Origin of the sequence: Flavobacterium psychraerolatum, from assembly GCF_025960985.1 — a bacterium.
Taxonomy (GTDB): domain Bacteria; phylum Bacteroidota; class Bacteroidia; order Flavobacteriales; family Flavobacteriaceae; genus Flavobacterium.
The window spans coordinates 131144-151880 of the sequence record NZ_JAOQMX010000004.1; the positions used below are offsets into that span (position 1 = coordinate 131144).

Annotated in this window: 15 protein-coding genes and 1 tRNA gene; 10 read left to right on the plus strand and 6 right to left on the minus strand. The window is 35.4% G+C overall.

The window, feature by feature from the left end; genetic code table 11:
• Positions 1 to 2: 2 nt before the first annotated feature.
• Complete coding sequence (gene rbfA, locus M2326_RS03095; RefSeq protein ID WP_264618088.1) at positions 3 to 395, minus strand: 30S ribosome-binding factor RbfA; 393 nt, start codon at positions 393 to 395, stop codon at positions 3 to 5.
• A 312-nt stretch (positions 396 to 707) separates the two neighbouring features.
• On the opposite strand from rbfA, the gene M2326_RS03100 reads away from it, so the two are divergent.
• The 3 genes from M2326_RS03100 to M2326_RS03110 all read left to right on the plus strand — a co-directional run bounded on the left by M2326_RS03100 (position 708) and on the right by M2326_RS03110 (position 8519).
• The gene (locus M2326_RS03100) at positions 708 to 3965 is read left to right on the plus strand and encodes a UvrD-helicase domain-containing protein (RefSeq protein ID WP_264618089.1); all 3258 of its coding nucleotides are present in this window, start codon (positions 708 to 710) and stop codon (positions 3963 to 3965) included.
• Positions 3966 to 4249: 284 nt separating this feature from the next.
• Positions 4250 to 5677, plus strand: a complete 1428-nt coding sequence (locus tag M2326_RS03105; RefSeq protein ID WP_264618090.1) for an OmpA family protein — start codon at positions 4250 to 4252, stop codon at positions 5675 to 5677.
• A 64-nt stretch (positions 5678 to 5741) separates the two neighbouring features.
• The gene (locus M2326_RS03110) at positions 5742 to 8519 is read left to right on the plus strand and encodes a PD-(D/E)XK nuclease family protein (RefSeq protein WP_264618091.1); all 2778 of its coding nucleotides are present in this window, start codon (positions 5742 to 5744) and stop codon (positions 8517 to 8519) included.
• A gap of 106 nt (positions 8520 to 8625) precedes the next feature.
• Here M2326_RS03110 and M2326_RS03115 read toward each other — a convergent pair whose 3' ends face one another.
• Both M2326_RS03115 and M2326_RS03120 read right to left on the minus strand, forming a co-directional pair.
• Positions 8626 to 9408 carry an alpha/beta fold hydrolase gene (locus M2326_RS03115; protein WP_264618092.1) on the minus strand — a complete coding sequence of 261 codons (783 nt, stop codon included), beginning with the start codon at positions 9406 to 9408 and terminating at the stop codon, positions 8626 to 8628.
• A gap of 335 nt (positions 9409 to 9743) precedes the next feature.
• Positions 9744 to 10544, minus strand: coding sequence for a TIGR00266 family protein (locus M2326_RS03120; RefSeq protein WP_264618093.1), 801 nt, complete (start codon positions 10542 to 10544; stop codon positions 9744 to 9746).
• Positions 10545 to 10914: 370 nt separating this feature from the next.
• Here M2326_RS03120 and M2326_RS03125 point away from each other — a divergent pair, with 370 nt between their 5' ends.
• Positions 10915 to 11271 (plus strand): hypothetical protein, encoded by a 357-nt coding sequence (locus tag M2326_RS03125; RefSeq protein ID WP_264618094.1) that lies wholly within the window; start codon positions 10915 to 10917, stop codon positions 11269 to 11271.
• 106 nt (positions 11272 to 11377) lie between these two features.
• Positions 11378 to 11905 (plus strand): ferritin, encoded by a 528-nt coding sequence (locus M2326_RS03130; protein ID WP_264618095.1) that lies wholly within the window; start codon positions 11378 to 11380, stop codon positions 11903 to 11905.
• Positions 11906 to 11967: 62 nt separating this feature from the next.
• Here the strand turns inward: M2326_RS03130 and M2326_RS03135 are convergent, their stop codons facing one another.
• Together M2326_RS03135 and M2326_RS03140 are read right to left on the minus strand one after the other, a co-directional pair.
• Positions 11968 to 12219, minus strand: a complete 252-nt coding sequence (locus M2326_RS03135; protein ID WP_264618096.1) for a (2Fe-2S) ferredoxin domain-containing protein — start codon at positions 12217 to 12219, stop codon at positions 11968 to 11970.
• Positions 12220 to 12237: 18 nt separating this feature from the next.
• Positions 12238 to 13530 carry an aminopeptidase P family protein gene (locus M2326_RS03140; RefSeq protein ID WP_264618097.1) on the minus strand — a complete coding sequence of 431 codons (1293 nt, stop codon included), beginning with the start codon at positions 13528 to 13530 and terminating at the stop codon, positions 12238 to 12240.
• A gap of 433 nt (positions 13531 to 13963) precedes the next feature.
• Here M2326_RS03140 and M2326_RS03145 point away from each other — a divergent pair, with 433 nt between their 5' ends.
• From M2326_RS03145 to M2326_RS03155, 3 genes are all read left to right on the plus strand, one after another.
• Positions 13964 to 14629: a succinate dehydrogenase cytochrome b subunit gene (locus tag M2326_RS03145; protein ID WP_264618103.1), complete on the plus strand. Its 666-nt coding sequence runs from the start codon at positions 13964 to 13966 to the stop codon at positions 14627 to 14629.
• Positions 14630 to 14641: 12 nt separating this feature from the next.
• Positions 14642 to 16642, plus strand: a complete 2001-nt coding sequence (locus tag M2326_RS03150) for a fumarate reductase/succinate dehydrogenase flavoprotein subunit (RefSeq protein ID WP_264618098.1) — start codon at positions 14642 to 14644, stop codon at positions 16640 to 16642.
• A gap of 76 nt (positions 16643 to 16718) precedes the next feature.
• Positions 16719 to 17465 carry a succinate dehydrogenase/fumarate reductase iron-sulfur subunit gene (locus M2326_RS03155; RefSeq protein ID WP_264618099.1) on the plus strand — a complete coding sequence of 249 codons (747 nt, stop codon included), beginning with the start codon at positions 16719 to 16721 and terminating at the stop codon, positions 17463 to 17465.
• 101 nt (positions 17466 to 17566) lie between these two features.
• Here M2326_RS03155 and M2326_RS03160 read toward each other — a convergent pair whose 3' ends face one another.
• Entirely contained in the window at positions 17567 to 18334 is a 768-nt protein-coding gene (locus M2326_RS03160; protein WP_264618100.1) for an enoyl-CoA hydratase/isomerase family protein, read from the minus strand.
• A gap of 105 nt (positions 18335 to 18439) precedes the next feature.
• On the opposite strand from M2326_RS03160, the gene M2326_RS03165 reads away from it, so the two are divergent.
• Both M2326_RS03165 and M2326_RS03170 read left to right on the plus strand, forming a co-directional pair.
• A tRNA-Ala gene (locus tag M2326_RS03165) sits at positions 18440 to 18513 on the plus strand.
• A gap of 163 nt (positions 18514 to 18676) precedes the next feature.
• Positions 18677 to 20647, plus strand: coding sequence for a BREX-1 system adenine-specific DNA-methyltransferase PglX (locus M2326_RS03170; RefSeq protein ID WP_264618101.1), 1971 nt, complete (start codon positions 18677 to 18679; stop codon positions 20645 to 20647).
• The last annotated feature ends 90 nt before the right edge of the window (positions 20648 to 20737 follow it).

Genomic DNA, 20737 nt, shown 5'->3' on the forward strand with positions numbered 1-20737 from the left:
TCCTATTGAAAACGTCTTTTGTCTAGTAAATCTCTATTTTCAATTGGGTTTTCTTGATTTTTCATGGCATTATTAATTTTCTCAATATAATCCAAAGAGTCATCTACAAAGAACACTAAGTTGGGAACACGTCTCAATTGCTTGCTCACGCGCTGTGCCAAATCATGCTTAATCATTTTGCTATTCGACTTAATTCCTTCTAATATTTCTTGAGCTTTCTCTTGAGGAAAAATACTCAAATATACCGTAGCCACAGACAAATCTGAAGTTACAGCCACTTTTGATACCGAAATAATCAAATTGGTCACGCCATTCTTTCTCACTTCACCTTGCAGGATATCCACCAAATCTTTTTGGATTACCCCACCTATTTTTTTCTGTCTATTTGTTTCCATACTGCAAAAATACTACTTTTAAACATTATATAAGCAAAAATACAAAAACCTAAAGAGTCAAAGTTTTTTTTGGAGCTATTTCCCGCTATCCGCTATATCTTTTCTTGCCAAAAAAAGGCAAGAAAAGGATGCCGCTCCTATCGGGGCTAGGACAAAGTGCGAATAGGAAATTTAGTTTTCAAGTAATAACAGAGAGTACACTATTAAGTTTTGCTCTAAGAGTAACGACTAGATATAGGTAGCTTTTTGTTATCAATAAAATTCATTTTAGCACAAAATTAGAACATCAAAAATCGTTAATTATTTTTCATCATGCAAAGAAATTCTTTCTCCATATACGACGCATCTGCAGGGTCTGGTAAAACGTATGCCTTAGTCAAAGAATACCTCAAAATTATTCTTACTGCACCCAAAAACGATGCTTATCGTAATATTTTGGCTATTACATTTACCAACAAAGCGGTGCACGAAATGAAAACCCGTATCGTAGGAAGTTTATCTGAGTTTGCAAAGGACGAACCTTCTTCCAAAGCGATGGGTTTGATGCAAGACATGATAAATGGTAAGCGAAAAGAGAATAATCTTGACCAATGGCAAGAGGAACCAATAGGTATGTCCTTAATCGAAATTAAAATCAAGGCACAACACATCATCAAGCACATCATTCATAATTACGCTGCTTTTGATATTTCGACTATAGATAAATTTACACATAAAGTAATTCGTACTTTCGCACATGATTTGAACCTTCCAATGACTTTTGAAGTGACTTTGGATACCGAAAATCTATTGACTGAAGCCGTAGATGCACTTATTGCGCAAGCAGGCGAGGACGAAACGTTAACCAAATTGCTTATCGATTTCACCATGGAGAAAACCGATGACGACAAATCTTGGGACATTTCGCGTGAAATTATGGAAACAGGGAAATTGGTGCTTAATGAAAATCATCACAATGAAATTTTGCATTTCAAAGATAAAACCATAGCTGAGTTTGTAGAAATTAAAAAGAAACTTGTTGTAGTCTGCAAAGAAATCGACGAAAAAAACAAAGAATTAGCACAAGTACTCTTGTCTTTAATCGACCAAAACGGAATTGACCTCAAATCCTTTTCAGGGCAATATTTCCCTAAACACATTCAAAGTATAGTAGACGGAAAATTCAATCCCACTAATAAAACTTATCACGAAGTAGACGATATAAAAATCAATAAAACCGCCAAAGACCGGGATAATATCGAAAGCATTATTCCGGAATTACTGCAAAGTCTTGTTGTAATTTATGAAAACTTTGCCAAAAGGGATTTTTACCAAGCATTCCTTAAAAATATTACACCACTCTCCTTACTTAATACAGTTAGTAATGAACTAGCCAAAATTCAAGAGGAACAAAATGTTTTGTCGATTTCTGAATTTAACGCTATTATTCATCGTGAGATTCAGAATCAACCTGCTCCTTTTATATACGAGCGATTAGGGGAGCGCTACCGACACTTTTTTATAGATGAATTCCAAGATACTTCCGAGATGCAGTGGCAGAATTTAATTCCGTTAATTGATAATGCACTTGCAGGTCAAGATGATTATGGAGTAAAAGGAACTTTGATGATTGTGGGAGATCCTAAACAATCCATTTATCGTTGGCGTGGAGGTAAAGCGGAGCAATTTATTGATTTAAGTAAAGATAGTAACCCATTTAGTAATCCGGACAAAAATCTAGTCCATTTGGATATGAATTACCGTAGTTATTCAGAGGTAATTGGTTTTAATAATGCTTTCTTCAAAATGCTTTCTTCAGAATTTGTACATCCTGATTATAAGGATTTATATGAAAATCATTCGCATCAAAAAACCAATGATAAAATAGGTGGTTACGTAAATATATCGTTCATTCCAAAAATAGAAGAAGTAGAAGACGAGTCCGAAGATCCATTAAGTAAAGATGATTTGTTTGTGCAAGCTACCTTGCATACTATTCAGAAAGTGTTACTACAAGGCTTTCAATACAAAGACATCGTTATACTCACCCGCAAACGAAGCCAAGGAATCGCTGTGGCCAATTATTTGACCGAGCAAAAAATTCCCTTATTGTCTTCAGAAACTTTAATGATTCAAAATGCGACCGAGGTGCGTTTTATTATCAATTTATTACAGTACCTCCACAATAGTTCCGATGCTGAAGCAAAAGCTAATTTCTTGTATTATTTAGCTCAGCACAACCAAGATCAATTACCAACACATGATTTCATCTTTAAAGGAATGGAGCTTAAAGCTGAACTCGATTTTGAAGCTTGGTTAGCTACCTTTGGAATTTCGCTTTCGTTTCAAAACATTCGAAAGAAATCACTGTACGAAACGGTAGAGATTATTGTAAAGAAATTTATAAGCTTTCCTATACCTCAAGGGGTCGAAAATAATCATCAGACTTCTGCGGCAGCTCCCCCTTCGGGGGCGGGGGGGGCTTACGTGCAATACTTTCTAGACATCGTGTTAGAACGTGATGTTCGCAACCAAGCAGGGATAGCTGATTTCTTAAGTTTCTGGGAAAAGAATTCCGGTAAATTTAGCATTCCGTCACCAGAAGGAAATAATGCAGTTCGAATTATGACCATTCATAAATCCAAAGGATTAGAGTTTCCGGTAGTTATTTTTCCATTCGCAGAAGAAGACTATATCAAGAAGCCGAAAGATAAATTGTGGTTGAATACCGATGAAACGCTTTTGGGTTTGCCAAAAGTATTAATCGATAATAACAAAGCAGTGGAAGGTTTTGGAGAAGAGGCAAAGGCTGTTTATGATCAAAAAAAACAAGAAGAATTATTGGATAACATAAATGTCTTGTACGTAGCTTTGACCCGTGCCGAAGAGCAGTTATATGTAATTTCAAGTTGTAATTTAACGTCAAAAGGCGAAGTTAAGGATGATAATATGTCAGCCTTTTTTATTCACTACATACAACAATTTGCAGATTTTGATCCAGAAAAATTGGACTATCCGTGGGGAAATCCAGTGAAATTATCGCCTATTCAAGTGCATGTTGATACTTCTAAAACAATTCCGGTAGTACGAGATCTTTTGGATTTTAAAAACATAAAAATAGCGCAACGAGAGGCCTTGATGTGGGGTACTCATCAGCAAGAGTCTATTGCTTATGGAAATGTAGTTCATGAGATTTTATCATTTATAAAAACCAAAAAAGATATTGGCTTTGCAATATCCAAAGCTGTAGAAGAAGGCCTAATCCATTTGGGGCAAAAAGAAACAGTTCAAAAAACAGTTGAAGGAATAATAGAACACAAAGATTTGATTGCATTTTTTGAGGAAGGCAATGAGGTGATGAATGAGCAAATGATTATTCAGAAACAAGGAGGTCTTGTGAAGCCAGATCGAATGGTCTTAACCGCAAATAATGAAATGTTACTGCTAGATTATAAAACAGGAGCACACAATACTAAATATCAAAAGCAATTACAGATGTATCAATTAGCAATAGAAAACATGGGGTATAAAGTCATTCAAAAGTCCTTGGTATATATTGGTAATCTAGTAGAAGTAATACTTGTGCAATAAGATCTTTTTTTAATAAGATTATTAGGCTTAAATAAAATTGGATATTTCTTGATAGTCAATAGGTTATTGTTGTGTTTTTATTTTCGAATGAGTTGTTGAATTGATAATGAAAAACAGTTTTTCTTGTTGATTTTTCGCTATTTCCATTTAAATGTGAACTTTTGGTGGAAAATAAGTGTTTTTTGATCCTTCAAATCGTGTTTTTTGATAATCTGTTTTGTTGTTAAAATTTTTGGTATTACTTTTGTTTGCAATTAACTAAATTGTAATTAAAATAAATAAGTATGAAACATCTTAACAAACTCTTAGTTGCTGCTTTGATGATGACTGGACTAACGTCTCAGGCGCAAGACAGCAATAACCCATGGGCTATCTCATTTGGGGTGAATGCAGTAGATACAAGAACATCGGCTGACAGTCCAAAAGGATTCATGAATGATCATTTTTCTCAAGCATTTAAAATTAAAGATAACTGGAACATTCTTCCATCTATCTCTTATGTAAGTGTTACTAGATCAGTAGGAAATAATTTTTCTGTTGGAGTACAAGGATCTGTAAACAAGATTTCAAAATTTGTAGATTACAATAGTATTACAGGAAATTTTGACACTAGTAATCCTAATGACTTGATGTACTACGGTATTGATGGTATCGTGAAATACAGTTTCATGGAAATGATTCAATCAAAAGTAGTTGAACCTTACGTTGGTTTAGGTGGAGGTTATACTTTCTTAGGTGATAGCAGCTTTGGTACTTTGAACTTAGGAGCTGGTTTCAACTTCTGGTTCTCTGATGTTGTTGGTTTATCTATTGGTACAACTTACAAAGGTGCTGATATTTTTGGTGGAGATAGAGTTGATGGGTCTGGTAAGCCAGATGCACCAGGTCATTTCCAACATACTGTTGGTCTTACTTTCAAATTTGGAGGAAAAGATACTGACGGAGATGGAGTATATGATAAAGATGATGCTTGTCCAGATGTAAAAGGATTGAAGCAATTTAACGGTTGTCCAGATTCTGATGGAGATGGTATTGCTGATAAAGATGATGCTTGTCCAGAGGTTGCTGGTGTTGCTGCATTAAATGGTTGTCCAGATGCTGACGGTGACGGTGTTACTGATGCAGAGGATGCTTGTCCAAACGAAGCTGGTACAAAAGCAATGAAAGGATGTCCAGATTCTGACGGAGATGGTGTAGCTGATAACGTAGACAAATGTCCAAAAGTAAAAGGAGATAAAGCAAACGGCGGATGCCCATGGCCTGATACTGATAGCGATGGTGTATTAGACAAAGATGACGCTTGTCCTAAAGTAGCTGGTCCAGCAAGTAACAAAGGATGTCCTGAAGTAACTGTTGAAGTGATCAAACAATTGAACGAATATGGTAAAACTATTTTGTTTGATTCAGGAAAATCTTCTTTCAAATCTCAATCTTACACTGTATTGACTTCAGTTGCAAATATTCTTAAAGAATATCCAAACACAGACTTTATGATCGAAGGTCATACTGATAGTGATGGTAGTAATGCATTGAACCAAACATTGTCTGAAAACAGAGCAACGGCAGTAAGATCTTACTTAGTTGAAAATGGGATCAATACTGATAGATTGAAATCTGTTGGATACGGTGAAACAAAACCAATTTCTTCTAACAAAACGGCTAAAGGAAAAGCTGAAAACAGAAGGGTTGAAGTTTCTTTGATTAAGAAATAATTTTTCTTCAAAATAAATACTAAGAACGCTCCGATTTATCGGGGCGTTTTTTTATTTTTATAGAATGACAAATACACCTTTTTTAGATAAAATTGCCACTCATTTGTTGAGTAAAAAAACAGAACAATTCAACCATACTACAATTGTTTTGCCTAACAAAAGAGCTAAGGTATTTTTATTAGAAGCGCTAAAAAAACAAATCAATTCTAATATTCGAGCTCCAAAAATTATTAGTATTGAGGATTTTATTCAGGATATAGCAGGTATCCGCTCCGTTGATCCCATTGCTTTGTTGTTTGAATTTTACGAAGTTTATTTGTCAATTACTGCAAAAGCACAACAACAGTCGTTTGAGCTTTTTGCTAATTGGGCCAAAACTCTTTTGCAAGATTTTAATGAAATCGATCGCTATCTACTCGATCCAAAGCATGTCCTGTCATACCTAAAAGACATTGAAGATATAAAGAAATGGGGAATAGAAGTCGAAAATAAAACCCAGTTGCTGGAGAATTACATTGATTTTTGGAAACTACTCCCAAAATATTATGAAGCCCTATACGATCATTTGTTAACAAAAAAAACAGGCTATCAAGGTCTTATTTACCGAGAAGCTGTAAATAATCTCCCCGCCTTTTCAAAGTCAATAAGTGATGATTTTTATGTGTTTGCTGGTTTCAATGCCTTAAATGCTTCCGAAGAGAAAATTATTCAGCAATTAATTCTTGTTGACAAAGCAGAAATACTTTGGGATGCCGATCAAACTTTTTTAAATGATCCTTACCATGATGCAGGATTGTTTCTCAGACGTTTCAAGAAATCATGGAAACACTATAAAACCAATCCTTTTGAATGGATTGTAGACGAGTTTTCGCAAACTAAAAACATACAAGTCATTGGTACGCCCAAAACCATTGGACAAGCTAAAATAGCGGGTAGTATTATCGAAAAAATTATTCAAGATAATCCAACAGCAAACTTAGACAAAGTCGCAATTGTTTTAGGTGAAGAAAATGTTTTGATTCCGCTTTTGTATGCACTACCTGCTAGTGTAGGAGCGCTAAATATTACCATGGGCTATTCTGGTAAAAATAATCCTGCACAAATTTTGATTGCCAAATTATTCAAGATGCACACCAATGCTTTGTCGCGAAATGGCAAGAATTATGTGTTTTATTACAAAGATGTACTTGATATTTTGACACATCCATTGGTAGAGCCTTATGCAGGAACAGCCAAGTTGGTTAAAATCATCAATGAGAACAATTATACGTTCATCACGCATCAAAAAGTAATGGAGCTAAGTCAAAATTCCACTGATTTATTTTTGCTTTTATTTCAAAAATGGGTAAAAGGATCTGTGGCAGTTTTAGAATCAGTTTCGCAATTATTAATTACCATCAAAAATAATTTGAGTAATGATAATGAAGAAGAGAAAATTACGAAATCTTTTATTTATGCTATTTTCAAAGTAATTAATAAACTGATTAATTACTACAGCTCACATCCCGATATTGATAAGATAGATACACTTCATGCAATTTACAAACAGATAATAGATCTAGCGGAGGTTTCCTTTGAAGGAGAGCCTTTGAACGGTTTGCAAATTATGGGAGTTCTGGAGAGTCGTGTGCTAGATTTTGATACCGTGATTGTGACCTCAATGAACGAAGGGAAATTTCCAGCTGGAAAATCTCAAAATTCTTTCATCCCGTATGATGTAAAACGTGAATTAGGTTTACCCACTTTCAAAGAGAAAGATGCCATTTATACCTATCACTTCTACCATTTACTACAACGTGCCAAAAATGTGTATTTGTTGTATAATACCGAGAGTGACGGACTTGATGCTGGTGAACGAAGCCGTTTTATCACGCAACTCGAAGTAGAAAAGCAAGACAAACATAGCCTAACACAAGAAATATACAATGCAGTAGTACCGGAAACGGCTTATTCGCCAATGATTGTAGAAAAGTCACCTAAGGTGATGGAACGCTTGAAAGAAATAGCGAGAGCTGGTTTTTCTCCATCAGCTTTGACGAGTTACATCCGCAATCCAATGCAGTTTTACTTTCAGAAAATTGTTCGTATTCGTGAGGTTGAGGAAGTAGAAGAGAATATCGCACTTAATACACTGGGAACGATCATACATGAAACGCTAAAGGCACTGTACGATCCTTTTGTGGGTAAATTTATCTCAGAAGCCAACATCGTAGACGCCTTCAAGCTCATTGATGCTGAGGTTTTAAAACAATTCAAAATTGTCTATAAAGAGGGCGAAATCAAAAAAGGTCGGAACCTATTGGCTTTTGAAGTTGCCAAACGTAATGTTTCTAATTTTTTGAAAGTTGAGTTAGAGAGTATCAAAGCAGGTGATACCATTAAAATTATCGCTCTTGAAGCTACTTTTGAGCGTTTATTAAGTCATCCATCATTACCATTTCCAGTATTGATTAAAGGAAATGTCGATAGAATCGAAGAAAGATCTGTAAACGGTGCACCACCCGTAGTACGAATTATAGATTACAAAACGGGTAAAGTAGAAAAATCATCTGTAGTCCTAAAAACATGGAACGGATTAATTGATGACATCAAATACGACAAAATTATTCAAGTTCTAACGTATGCATTTATGTATGAGCATGACGCAGGTGAAAAAGATATCGAAGTTGGAATCATTTCGTTCAAAAATTTGAAATCAGGGTTTTTGCCCTTTAATTTTAAAGATGGGAAAATAGATAATTATAAAATTGACAAAGTAATCATGGATCAATTCTTAGAACAATTGGTATTGTTACTAGGTGAAATTCTTGATGAAAACATTCCGTTTGAGGAGAAGATTTAGGAGTATTTCTGATTAATGATTTTCTATTAACATTTTTGATTTAATTCTCACTTTGAAAAGGTTTTACTAGGATTGCAGGGATTTCAATTTTAGAGATAGTTTTTTATTAAATGCTTTTAAAAAACTTCAATAAAACCGCAGTCAGTTCAATTTTATTTTCAATATAGCTCATATGCCCGTCAGGAAAAGTTACAAGTTGAACTTGGGTTTCATCGATTTGAGACTTAGTTTCGTCATAAGGTAGTACAGGGTCTTTTTTGCCAAGAATCAACATTTTGGGATAAGGAGTCAAATGCAATAAAACCTCACGATCAATGCGTATTTTCATACCTTCAAGAGAGGCAACTATACCTTGGAGGGGAGTTTTTAGCGCTTCTTTTTTTACATAATTAATTTCATTAATCAGTCGTTCTCGGTTGCCCTCACTAAACAAATTAGCGATAGAAAGCGAAATAAAATTTACATACGATTGTTTTACCGCCTTGATAGCACGGTCGCGATTTGTTTTGCGCTCCTCACTATCTGCTCTTGAAGTAGAATTGAGTAATACCAAACCTTTGACAGACTCTGGAAATAATTCGGCAAAAGCTAAGGAAACATAACCGCCCATAGAATGACCAACAAAGACAGCTTTGCGTATACGCAAATGGGTGAGTACAGCATGAACAGCGTCTGCATTATCCTCCATTGTATGAACGTAACTCATGCATTCCGTATCTCCATGTCCCAACAAATCAATCGTAATCACGCGGTTTTTATTCGAAATTTCGGGTATAAATGAATTCCACATTTGCTTATTTTCAAGAAAACCATGCAGTAAGATGATAGCTGTCCCTTTGCCCGAATCTGTGAATGAAATAGAAATGTTTTTGTGCTGAATTTGGTTCAAAATTGTAAATTAAAGTTGACTCGCACAAAGGTAAAATTTTATTATTTGCTAGAAAACAACAGCTTTCAAAAGTTATGCTTCATTTAATAACAATCTTTTTCAGGGCCTAATCCAGTCATCCACTATAGCCTTCCATCAAAACATTTTTTTTGCTAGGTCGTAGCAGGAGCTTCCTTTGGTCGCTCTGCTACTCCCGCAAAAAATAATGTTTTTCAGTCAGGGCTGTCGTTTCTGTCTGGGGCAATGTAAGTACGTGAAGAATAGAAATAAAAATCGCGATTAACCCTCCTAGGGTTCTAAACCCTAGGAGGGTTGTTTTTTAGAAATAGGAGTTATTAAAAGCGATTATCACCATCCAATAAGCTACCGAGTCCGCCTAGAATACTTCCTTCGCCACGGCTATCTCCACCTGCTTTTGGTGCAGATGCTATGATTCTGTCAGCCAATCTAGAAAAAGGTAAAGATTGAATATAAACGGTTCCTGGACCACGAAGCGTGGCATAAAATAATCCTTCGCCACCAAAAATAGAGTTCTTGATACCACCGATAAATTCAATATCATAATCCACGTCTTTGGTAAAACCGACAATACAACCCGTGTCTACTTTTAAAACTTCGCCTGGTTGCAAATCTTTCTTTGCCAATGTTCCTCCTGAATGTATGAATGCCATTCCATCGCCCTCGATTTTGGTCATGATAAATCCTTCGCCACCAAAAAGGCCGCGTCCTAGTTTTTTTGAAAATTCAATTCCGATCGAGACTCCTTTGGCAGCACATAAAAAAGCACTCTTTTGACAAATGAATTTACCTTCAAATTGGTTCAAATCAATTGCTAGAATTTTACCAGGATAAGGAGAAGCAAAAGAAACCTTGGCTTTTCCATTATTCTGATTTACAAAAGCTGTCATAAAAAGACTTTCTCCTGTGAGCACGCGTTTTCCTGCACTAAGTAATTTTCCTAATACGCCACCTTGTTGATTGGATCCGTCACCAAAGATGGTTTGCATTTGAATATTGTTGTCCATCATCATGAAACTGCCGGCCTCGGCTACAACCACTTCTTGTGGGTCGAGCTCGATTTCGACATATTGCATTTCTTCTCCAAATATTTCATAATCTATTTCGTGTGCTTGCATAAGGCTATTATTTTAAGTAGTTGTTCTGTATTAGTAAGCGAAAAGATACATCTTTTTCGAAAATTACAAAAAGGACTTTTGAAGTATTTAACAATTTGGTAAAAATAGGCTTATGGAAAAGAGGAGTACTTAGTAGCCCTGATGGTAGCGGCATCCTGTTGTGAAGCGTTAGCGGAACAAGAGATATAGCGGACAGCAGGAGGCAAGTTTGTTATGAAATTGAATTATTCTGCTCCTAAAAATTAGTATGTTTCAAGAGAGAATTTAAAGAAAAAATATCTTATTTAAAATTAGTCTTAATTATAATAGAAAAAAGACTGTTGTTTGATTTAAATTATTTAAATTTGTGACGTTAAAAAAAAGTAGTACAATGTCAGAGTGTAATCAATTGAAAAGTAACGTGTTGTTTGAGACAGTAAATGGTTATAGTTACCAATGCGACCTAACGAATAGTATTGTAATTAATTTTGTTGGGACCAGTTCAAAATACAAAGTACAAGATTTTTTAATTTTTCAGAGAAAGGTGAATAGTGTAATGATTTTGGACATGCTTTACGATTTGTCGGATCAATCAGATGCGCAATTGATTGAAACTACCAAAAGAAATTTTTCTAGAAACTTGACCATTTGTGAAATAGTTCAACTCAGAGAATTATTAAACGGAACTAAATTTACCCTTAGTTTGCATTCGCTGCTCAATTCGATTATAAGTACCGAACTTGTGTAGTATGTTAATCTTGTGTAGTATGTTAATTTAGAATAAATACAAAAGATGCTTGGTTCTCTTATCTTGCTATAATTTTTTGTAACTTTACTCTATAAAGAGTAAAATTATGAAAGATTTATTGAGAACAAACTCTTCTTTGCAAGAAGGGGTCGAAAATATATTAAACTTACAGTCAAAAATTGAAAGTGACGCTTCGAATAAATATTTAGCCATGGCTTCATGGTTGGATAGAAATGGTTTTGCCAATACAGCGGGTTACATGTATAGTCAAGCAGAGGAAGAGCGTTCGCACTTTCTTAAAATTTTTAAATACATTAATGAAGTGGGCGGAATTGCGATCACACCAACTGTTGGTGAAGTACAGCAAGAATTTGCTTCGTTCAAATCGGTGTTTGAGCTTGCGCTTGACAACGAAATTGCTGTTACAAATGCGATTAATAAAGTGATTGCAAAATGTAGATTGGAAAATGACTATGCCACAGAAGAATTTATGATGTGGTACGTTGTAGAACAGCGTGAAGAAGAACGAAATGCACGAAGAGCGTTGGAACTTTTTGACTTGATAGATGAAGATAGTGCTACGGGCAAATTTGAACTTGATGTTCAAATTGCAAAAATCGGTTCGGTTGAATAAGGATTTTTAATAGTATAAAAATGCTCTTACAGTTGTAAAACTATAAGAGCATTTTTTTTGTACTATTGTTTCTCGATGAGGTTTTTATAACTGTCAACATCTGCTTTTTCAAGCCAAATATTTTCGGGCTGGTAAAACATTATTGGCGCTCCTTTGCAACGATTGGAACATTCCATTTTGAAGATTTCAATCTTCTCCTCTTTGTCGTTCTCTTTATTTAATTGCTTGATGTATTTTTTTACTTCTTTGTGTTTTCCGCATTTGCTGCCGTTGCACATAAATACTGCTTTTGAGGGAAATGCTATTTTACTCATAGTGATTAAGTTTTTAGATTAAGCATTCATCAAACTCTCGATTTCGTCCACTTCGATCGGGATGTTTTTCATTAAGTTGAATGGTTCTCCGGTAGCTTGAATAACAACGTCGTCTTCAATACGGATTCCGAAACCTTCTGCAGGAATATAAATTCCGGGCTCTACAGTAAAGACCATGTTGGCTTGCATTGGCTCAGTTAAGATTCCGTAATCGTGCGTGTCCAGTCCCATGTGATGTGAGGTTCCGTGCATGAAATATTTTTTGTACGCGGGCCATTCTGGATCTTCATTTTGTACATCGGCTTTGTCAAGTAATCCTAGTCCAAGCAATTCTGAGGTCATTATTTTACCTACTTCAATATGATACTGTTTCCATAAAGTACCAGGTGTAAGCATTTTTGTTGCTTCGTTTTTAACGCGAAGAACAGCATTGTAAACTGCTTTTTGTCTGTCTGAATAACGACCAGAAACCGGAATAGTTCTCGTTAAATCACTAGAGTAGTTGGCATATTCGGCGGCAGTATCCATCAATATTAATTCACCCGCGTTGCAAGCCTTGTTGTTTTCGATGTAATGTAAAACGTTGGCGCTGTTACCTGATGCAATGATTGGGGTATAGGCAAAACCTTTGGAACGACTGCGTAGGAACTCATGCATCATTTCGGCTTCGATTTCATACTCCATTACACCTGGTTTTACGAAGGGTAATATGCGTCTAAATGCTTTTTCGGTAATGTTACAAGCTTCTTGAATCAAAGCAATTTCTTCGGGTTCTTTGACTGATCGAATGCGCTGTAAGATTGGATTGCTTTTGGCAACCGAATGCGCTGGATATTTTTCTTTCCACCATTTTACAAAACGAGCTTCGCGTGTTTCAGTTTCTACCACTGCGCGGTAATGTTCGTTTGTGTTTATGTATATGGTATCAGAATACGTCATAAGTTCGGCCAATACTTTTTCAAAGTTTTGCAACCAGTGTACTGTTTTGATACCAGAGGTAGCAAAAGCTTGTTCTTTATTTAATTTTGCACCTTCCCAAATAGCAATATGTTCGTTAGTTTCTTTAAGGAATAGCATTTCTTTTTGGTTCTCATAAGGAGCATCCGGAAAAAGAAGTAAAATGCTTTCCTCTTGATCAATTCCTGATAGGTAAAAAATATCGCGGTGTTGCGCAAACGGCAAACTACTGTCTGCACTTACAGGGTAAATGTCATTTGAGTTAAAAATGGCAACACTGTTCGGTTTCATTTGGGCAGCAAATTTGCTTCGGTTTTTGACAAATAATGTAGCGTCTATAGAATGGTATTTCATTGTAAAATAATTTTTAGATAACAAATTTAAGCAATTGAATCTAGTTGAAAGAACAAATGCTGCAGTTGATTTTATTTTAACAAGATGTAAGGAAAGCATATCAGGCTGTTGTTTTTTATTTTTCTACACAAAATCAGCAATATTTGTGTGTTTGAGGATTTGAAATTTTAAAACTAATAAATTACGATATTCTTTTTTTTAAGCGTAAAATTTAAGCGATTCTGAAATGTTGAATTAGTCTTGTTTTTGCTTTTTTAGCTGTTTAAAAGTGGTTAATCAGTTGTATTGTAGTGTGTTGTGTTTTTATTTGTGTGCTTTGCTATTATCGAAGATTAAACACTTTAAAATGATTATAAATAATACCGAAAAGGTTGTAGTTGGTGCCTTTTTCCCTTATTTTTGTGTACTTTTTAAATTATATTCTATAAATATTATGGCAAAATCTGGATTATTGAAATCGTCAATAGCTAAAAAAGTAGCTATGGCACTTTCAGGACTATTTTTGATGTTGTTTCTAGCACAGCATTTTTTTATCAATATGACTTCGGTTTTTAGTGAGTCTGTATTCAATTCTATTTCTCATTTCATGGGAAATAATCCATTGGTTCAGTTTGTTATTCAGCCAATTCTTATTGTTGGAGTGATTTTTCACTTCATTATGGGGTTTGTTTTGAATATTCAAAACAACAACGCGAGACCAATTGGTTATGCAAGTTACAATGGAGCTGCAAATGCAAGTTGGGCATCACGTAACATGATTATCTCTGGCTCTGTGATTTTGGCGTTTTTAGGGCTACATTTTTATGATTTCTGGTTTCCGGAGATGGTTTACAAATATGTAGAATTTTCACCGTTGAATGAAACAAGATACTATCATGAGTTAGCAGAGAAGTTTGAAAGTCCTGTACGTACTGCATTGTACTGTATATCTTTTGTATTGTTGTCTTTGCACTTACAACACGGGTTTAGCTCTTCTTTTCAGTCAGTAGGAGCAAATAACAAATACACTAAAGGATTGCAAAATTTCGGATTAGGTTTCGCGATTATCATTCCGCTAGGATTTGTATTTGTTGCATTATTTCATCATTTCACTCATTAATATTCAATTGTAATGGCATTAGATTCAAAAATACCAAATGGCCCAATTGCGGACAAATGGACAAATTATAAAGATCATATTAATCTAGTAAACCCTGCTAACAAACGTAATCTTGATATTATTGTTGTTGGAACAGGTTTGGCTGGAGGTTCTGCAGCAGCAACTTTGGCAGAGCTAGGATATAACGTTAAAGCATTTTGCTTTCAAGATTCACCACGTCGTGCGCACTCAATCGCAGCACAAGGGGGAATCAATGCAGCAAAAAATTATAAAGGAGACGGTGACTCTGTTTACAGATTGTTCTACGATACTGTAAAAGGTGGAGATTATCGCGCTCGTGAGTCAAACGTACACCGTTTGGCCGAAGTTTCATCAAATATTATTGACCAATGTGTGGCTCAAGGAGTGCCATTGGCTCGTGAATATGGTGGATTATTGGATAACCGTTCTTTTGGTGGTGCTCTAGTTTCACGTACATTTTATGCACAAGGTCAAACAGGACAACAATTATTGCTAGGAGCTTACTCTGCAATGAACCGCCAAATTGGTCGTGGTAAAATAAAAATGCACAACCGTCACGAAATGCTTGATCTTGTTATTGTTGATGGAAAAGCAAGAGGGATTATCGCTCGTAACTTAATTACAGGTGAAATCGAAAGACATTCAGCTCACGCTGTGGTTATTGGTTCAGGTGGATACGGAAACGTTTTCTTCTTGTCAACAAATGCAATGGGTTCTAATGCTACTGCAGCTTGGAAAATCCATAAAAAAGGAGCTTTCTTTGCGAATCCTTGTTATACACAAATTCACCCAACTTGCATACCAGTTTCTGGAGATCACCAGTCAAAATTGACGTTGATGTCAGAATCATTGCGTAATGATGGACGTATATGGGTTCCTGCAAAATTGGAAGATTCAGTTGCGATTCGTGAAGGTAAAAAGAGTGCTAAAGACTTATCTGAGGCAGAAAGAGATTACTACTTAGAAAGAAGGTACCCTGCTTTTGGTAACTTAGTACCCCGTGATGTTGCCTCTCGTGCTGCAAAGGAAAGATGTGATGCCGGTTTTGGTGTTAACAAAACTGGAGAAGCAGTTTACTTAGATTTTGCTGCTGCAATTCAACGTTACGGAAAAGAACAAGCTCATATTAAAGGATTGGACGAAAATGATAATGCATTGGTAACTAAATTAGGTACTGATATCGTTCGTAGTAAATACGGGAACTTATTCCAAATGTATTACAAAATCGTTGATGAAGATCCATATACATCACCAATGATGATTTACCCAGCGGTTCACTACACAATGGGTGGAACTTGGGTTGATTATAACTTGATGACAACAATTCCTGGATGTTTCTCTATTGGAGAATCAAACTTCTCTGATCACGGTGCTAACCGTTTGGGAGCTTCTGCTTTGATGCAAGGTTTGGCCGATGGATATTTTGTATTGCCTTATACTATTGGTGCTTATTTGGCTCCAGATATCAAATTGGGTGCTATTCCAACAAATACGCCAGAATTTGACGCTGCTGAAAAAGGAGTGAAAGATCAGATTGAAAGATTTATGAATAATAAGGGTACTCATTCTGTTGATTATTTCCATAGAAAATTAGGAAAAATCATGTGGGATAAAGTAGGTATGGCTCGTAACGCTAAAGGTTTGAATGAAGCTATTGCTGAAATTGCTGCTTTGAGAGATGAGTTTTACAAAGACGTAAGAGTTCCTGGGACAGATAAAGGATTCAATCAAGAACTGGAAAAAGCGACTCGTGTTGCCGATTTCTTAGAATTGGGTGAATTGTTCGCAAAAGATGCATTGCACCGTAATGAATCTTGTGGAGGTCACTTCCGTGAAGAATATCAAACTGAAGAAGGTGAAGCACTTCGTGACGACGAAAATTTTGCCTACGTTGCTGCTTGGGAGTATAAAGGAAAACCTAGTGAAGCCGTTTTACACAAAGAGCCTTTGGTTTTTGAAGCGATTAAACTAGTTCAAAGAAATTACAAATAGCAATTAGTCAAAAGCCAAAAGTAAATCGTCTTGTGACTTTCGACTTTCGACTTTATGATTTTCAAACTAAAACAGTATGAAACTTACATTAAAAATATGGCGTCAAAAAAACGCCCAAGATAAAGGAGCAATGGTTGATTATAAAATCGACGGAATTGAACCTGATATGTCATTCCTTGAAATGCTTGACGTATTCAATGAGCAACAAATCAATACTGGTGGTGACCCGGTAGCTTTTGACCACGATTGTCGCGAAGGAATTTGCGGTATGTGTTCTTTATTCATCAATGGAGAAGCACATGGACCAGATAGAGGAGTTACAACTTGTCAATTACACATGCGTATGTTTAAGGATGGGGACACGATTACAATCGAGCCATTCCGTTCTGCAGCGTTCCCAGTAGTAAAAGATTTAGTAGTAAACAGAAGTTCTTTTGATAGAATTCAACATGCTGGTGGATTTATATCTGTAAATACATCTGGTAATACGGTTGATGCAAATACAATTCCGATCAACAAACAAGACGCAGATCATGCTTTTGATGCAGCATCTTGTATTGGTTGTGGTGCTTGTGTAGCTACCTGTAAAAACTCTTCGGCTATGTTATTCGTAGCGGCAAAAGTATCTCAATATGCTTTATTACCACAAGGTAAAATTGAAGCTGTTGATCGTGTTTTGAACATGGTAAAACAAATGGATGAAGAAGGTTTTGGTAACTGTACCAACACAGGAGCATGTGAAGTAGAATGTCCAAAAGGTATTTCTCTAGAGAACATCGCTCGTATGAACAGAGAATACTTGTCAGCAAGTTTGAAAGGATAGTTTTAGAAATAGATTTTCTTATATAATAGAAACGCATTCATTAAGTTGAATGCGTTTTTTTTTATTTAAAAACTTCACTAATCTTATCAACTAGCAACGTGCTATTTTTTAAATTGGTTCAAGGCTGCTCTCGTAAAATCAGATAGCACTAATTTTCCGGTAATTTTAGCTCTTTCGTATAACAACGTTTCCCAGTTTTCAGTGCCTTCCCAAATTACTTTTTTCATTTCGTACAAAGCTTCTGGATGGTAGGAGGCTAGTTTTTTCGAAAATAAAACAACTGCATCGTCAAGTTTATCGATGTCATTTAGGACTTCTGCATACAGTCCTTTTTGTTGTGCCCATTGTGCAGTTTTCCATTGGTCAGGTGCCAAAGTCATTTCGGTCATGGCAGTTTTCCCAATTTTTCTACTTACTGCGGGTTCGATAACGAATGGTCCGATCCCGATGGCAATTTCAGATAATTTAACAGCACTATTTTCTGTTGCAAAAACGTAGTCACAGGCAGCAATAATTCCGACGCCGCCACCGACTGCTTTTCCTTGCACGCGACCTACAATTATTTTGGAACAGCTGCGCATGGCATTAAGCAAATTAGCAAATCCCGAGAAAAAATGAAAACCTTGTTCTTCGTTCTCCACCGCCAATAGTTCGTCAAAGGAAGCACCTGCACAAAAAGCTTTGCTTCCCGTACTTTGTAGTAAAATCACTGAAACATTTGAATCTTCACTCAAGTTTTGCAACTCCTGCGTCAGTGCATCCAATAGTGATCTGGGAAAAGAGTTACTAGCAGGATGACCAAAAGTCACTGTTGCTATGTTGTGGTCGATAATGGTGGTTAATGTTCCTTGTGGGTCTTGAATTGACATGGTATGAATTGGTTTTTCGTAAAGTTAGAAATATTCAAATGAAACTTTGGATATTTGAAAATATAATTTTTTACTATCGTATTTATGTTATATTTGCATTGCACTGGGGGATTAGCTCATTTGGCTAGAGTGCTTGCCTGGCAGGCAAGAGGTGACCGGTTCGAATCCGGTATTCTCCACACAAAACAGATATTGTTAGTCAATAAATTACAATAAAAATGCCCAGTTTTACACTCAAAAATGTAAAGTTGGGTGTTTTTTTTTGGAAATAATTGTCCAAATAAAATAAGTTCAGTTAAAGATTACTATTTTTAGACTTTAAAAAAATCATTCTTCAAATAAATGGCATTATATCAAAAATCGGTTCTTAATAAGCATCTTAAACAACTAGAGCAGTCAAAAGTAAGTAAGGCGTACAAAAAGTATATCAAGTACTTCTTAAACCCAATTATCCAGGACAACATACGCAATTCAAAAGAAGAGGAATACCAAGGTATTTTTCTAACAGAATTATTTGTCAATGTTTTAGATTACACTTTGAAACCCAATGTTAATTTTGATTTAGTAGCTGAGTATAAAAACCAAACCAATTCACGCAAAGCAGATGGCGCCATTCTAAAAAATGAAGTTGCTGTTGCAGTGATAGAATTGAAGGGAACCAAAACAAAGGATTTAGAAAGCATACGTCAGCAAGCATTTGATTACAAAGCCAATCAAAAAGAATGTGTTTATGTAATTACCTCTAATTACGAAAAGCTGCGGTTTTATATCAATGATGCTACCGAGTTCGAAGAGTTTAATTTATTTGACTTAAGTGAACAACGTTTTGAAGTATTGTATTTGTGTTTGCAAAAGGACAATGTTCTAAATAACATTCCTTTAAAAATAAAAGAAGCTTCGATTATTATTGAAGAACAAATTACCAAGCAGTTCTACAAAGATTATTCTGTTTTTAAGAGAGAATTGTTTAGAGATTTAGTAAAGCGTAACGCTAAGAAATTAAAAAGCACTTTAGATTTTTCTGCTACTGAAATGGATGAAGAAGCGAAGGCAGAACAATTGCGTCTAGACAAAAACCTGAAACTTACACTATTCAAGAAATCTCAAAAGTTAATAGATCGTTTTTTGTTTATATTTTTTGCCGAAGACAGAGGTTTGTTACCACCCAATAGTACCATCCAAATCCTGAACAAATGGAAAGCGGATGTTGATTTTGGTGACGAAAGACCGCTTTACGATATGTTCAAGCAATATTTTAAATTTCTTGACACCGGAAGACAAGGGACAACAAATAGAGCCGAAATTTATGCCTACAACGGTGGTTTGTTTAAGGAAGATACACTACTGGAAAAATTAGAAATTGACAACGACTTATTATTTAAGCATACGCAAACATTAGCATCATACGATTTTGAAAGTCAAGTGGATGTTAACATACTAGGACATATTTTTGAAAATTCACTTAACGAAATTGAAAGCGTAAACGCCGAAATTGAAGGTGGCGATTTTGATAAACAAACAAGTAAACGTAAAAAAGATGGTGTTTTTTACACTCCAAAATACATTACCAAATACATAGTAGAGAATACGATTGGTAAACTGTGTGACGAAAAGAAAAATGAACTGGGTTTTAAAGAAGAAGAATATTTTAAAGGCAGAAAAAACCGCCAGCAAAATACGATTGTAAAGTTAGTTGAAACTTTAGATGTGTATAGAGAATGGTTGCTACAATTGACCATTTGCGATCCCGCCTGTGGTAGTGGTGCGTTCTTGAACCAAGCGTTAGATTTTCTAATAAAAGAGCACAATTATATAGACGAATTAAAAGCTAAAATTTTAGGTGGTGGCTTAGTATTTAGCGATATTGAAAATACCATTCTAGAAAATAATATTTTTGGTGTAGACCTTAACGAGGAAAGTGTAGAAATTGCCAAATTATCGCTGTGGTTACGTACCGCGCAACCACGACGTAAACTAAACAACTTAAACAGTAATATTAAATGTGGAAATAGTTTGATTAAAAGCAAAACTGTTGCTGGTGATAAAGCATTTAATTGGCAACAAGAATTCTTTTCCGTATTTGAAAAAGGAGGTTTTGATATAATTATAGGAAATCCACCTTACGTTAATGCAAATGACATTAAGAAAAATTCGACTGTAGCAGAATATAATTATTTAAAGTCAAAATACAAGATCGCTAAAGGGACAGTTGATTTGTATTTATTTTTCTTCGAAAAAGGCTTGGAAATATTAAAGAAGGATGGACTGTTGTCTTATATTACTCCAAATAGATTTTTTGAGGTAAGCAGTTAAATTCATATCTTTAAAGTATTGAAAAACATAGAAATAATGGAAATTTTTAAAGGTCAAAATCTCATAGAGTTCTCTGAACGTTTCAAAACC

What these genes read in the sequence shown, in the direction of transcription:
- rbfA (WP_264618088.1), bottom strand. Translation starts at nt 395, where the DNA reads ATGGAAACAAATAGACAGAAAAAAATAGGTGGGGTAATCCAAAAAGAT.
- M2326_RS03100 (WP_264618089.1), top strand. Translation starts at nt 708, where the DNA reads ATGCAAAGAAATTCTTTCTCCATATACGACGCATCTGCAGGGTCTGGT.
- M2326_RS03105 (WP_264618090.1), top strand. Translation starts at nt 4,250, where the DNA reads ATGAAACATCTTAACAAACTCTTAGTTGCTGCTTTGATGATGACTGGA.
- M2326_RS03110 (WP_264618091.1), top strand. Translation starts at nt 5,742, where the DNA reads ATGACAAATACACCTTTTTTAGATAAAATTGCCACTCATTTGTTGAGT.
- M2326_RS03120 (WP_264618093.1), bottom strand. Translation starts at nt 10,544, where the DNA reads ATGCAAGCACACGAAATAGATTATGAAATATTTGGAGAAGAAATGCAA.
- M2326_RS03125 (WP_264618094.1), top strand. Translation starts at nt 10,915, where the DNA reads ATGTCAGAGTGTAATCAATTGAAAAGTAACGTGTTGTTTGAGACAGTA.
- M2326_RS03130 (WP_264618095.1), top strand. Translation starts at nt 11,378, where the DNA reads ATGAAAGATTTATTGAGAACAAACTCTTCTTTGCAAGAAGGGGTCGAA.
- M2326_RS03135 (WP_264618096.1), bottom strand. Translation starts at nt 12,219, where the DNA reads ATGAGTAAAATAGCATTTCCCTCAAAAGCAGTATTTATGTGCAACGGC.
- M2326_RS03140 (WP_264618097.1), bottom strand. Translation starts at nt 13,530, where the DNA reads ATGAAATACCATTCTATAGACGCTACATTATTTGTCAAAAACCGAAGC.
- M2326_RS03145 (WP_264618103.1), top strand. Translation starts at nt 13,964, where the DNA reads ATGGCAAAATCTGGATTATTGAAATCGTCAATAGCTAAAAAAGTAGCT.
- M2326_RS03150 (WP_264618098.1), top strand. Translation starts at nt 14,642, where the DNA reads ATGGCATTAGATTCAAAAATACCAAATGGCCCAATTGCGGACAAATGG.
- M2326_RS03155 (WP_264618099.1), top strand. Translation starts at nt 16,719, where the DNA reads ATGAAACTTACATTAAAAATATGGCGTCAAAAAAACGCCCAAGATAAA.
- M2326_RS03160 (WP_264618100.1), bottom strand. Translation starts at nt 18,334, where the DNA reads ATGTCAATTCAAGACCCACAAGGAACATTAACCACCATTATCGACCAC.
- M2326_RS03170 (WP_264618101.1), top strand. Translation starts at nt 18,677, where the DNA reads ATGGCATTATATCAAAAATCGGTTCTTAATAAGCATCTTAAACAACTA.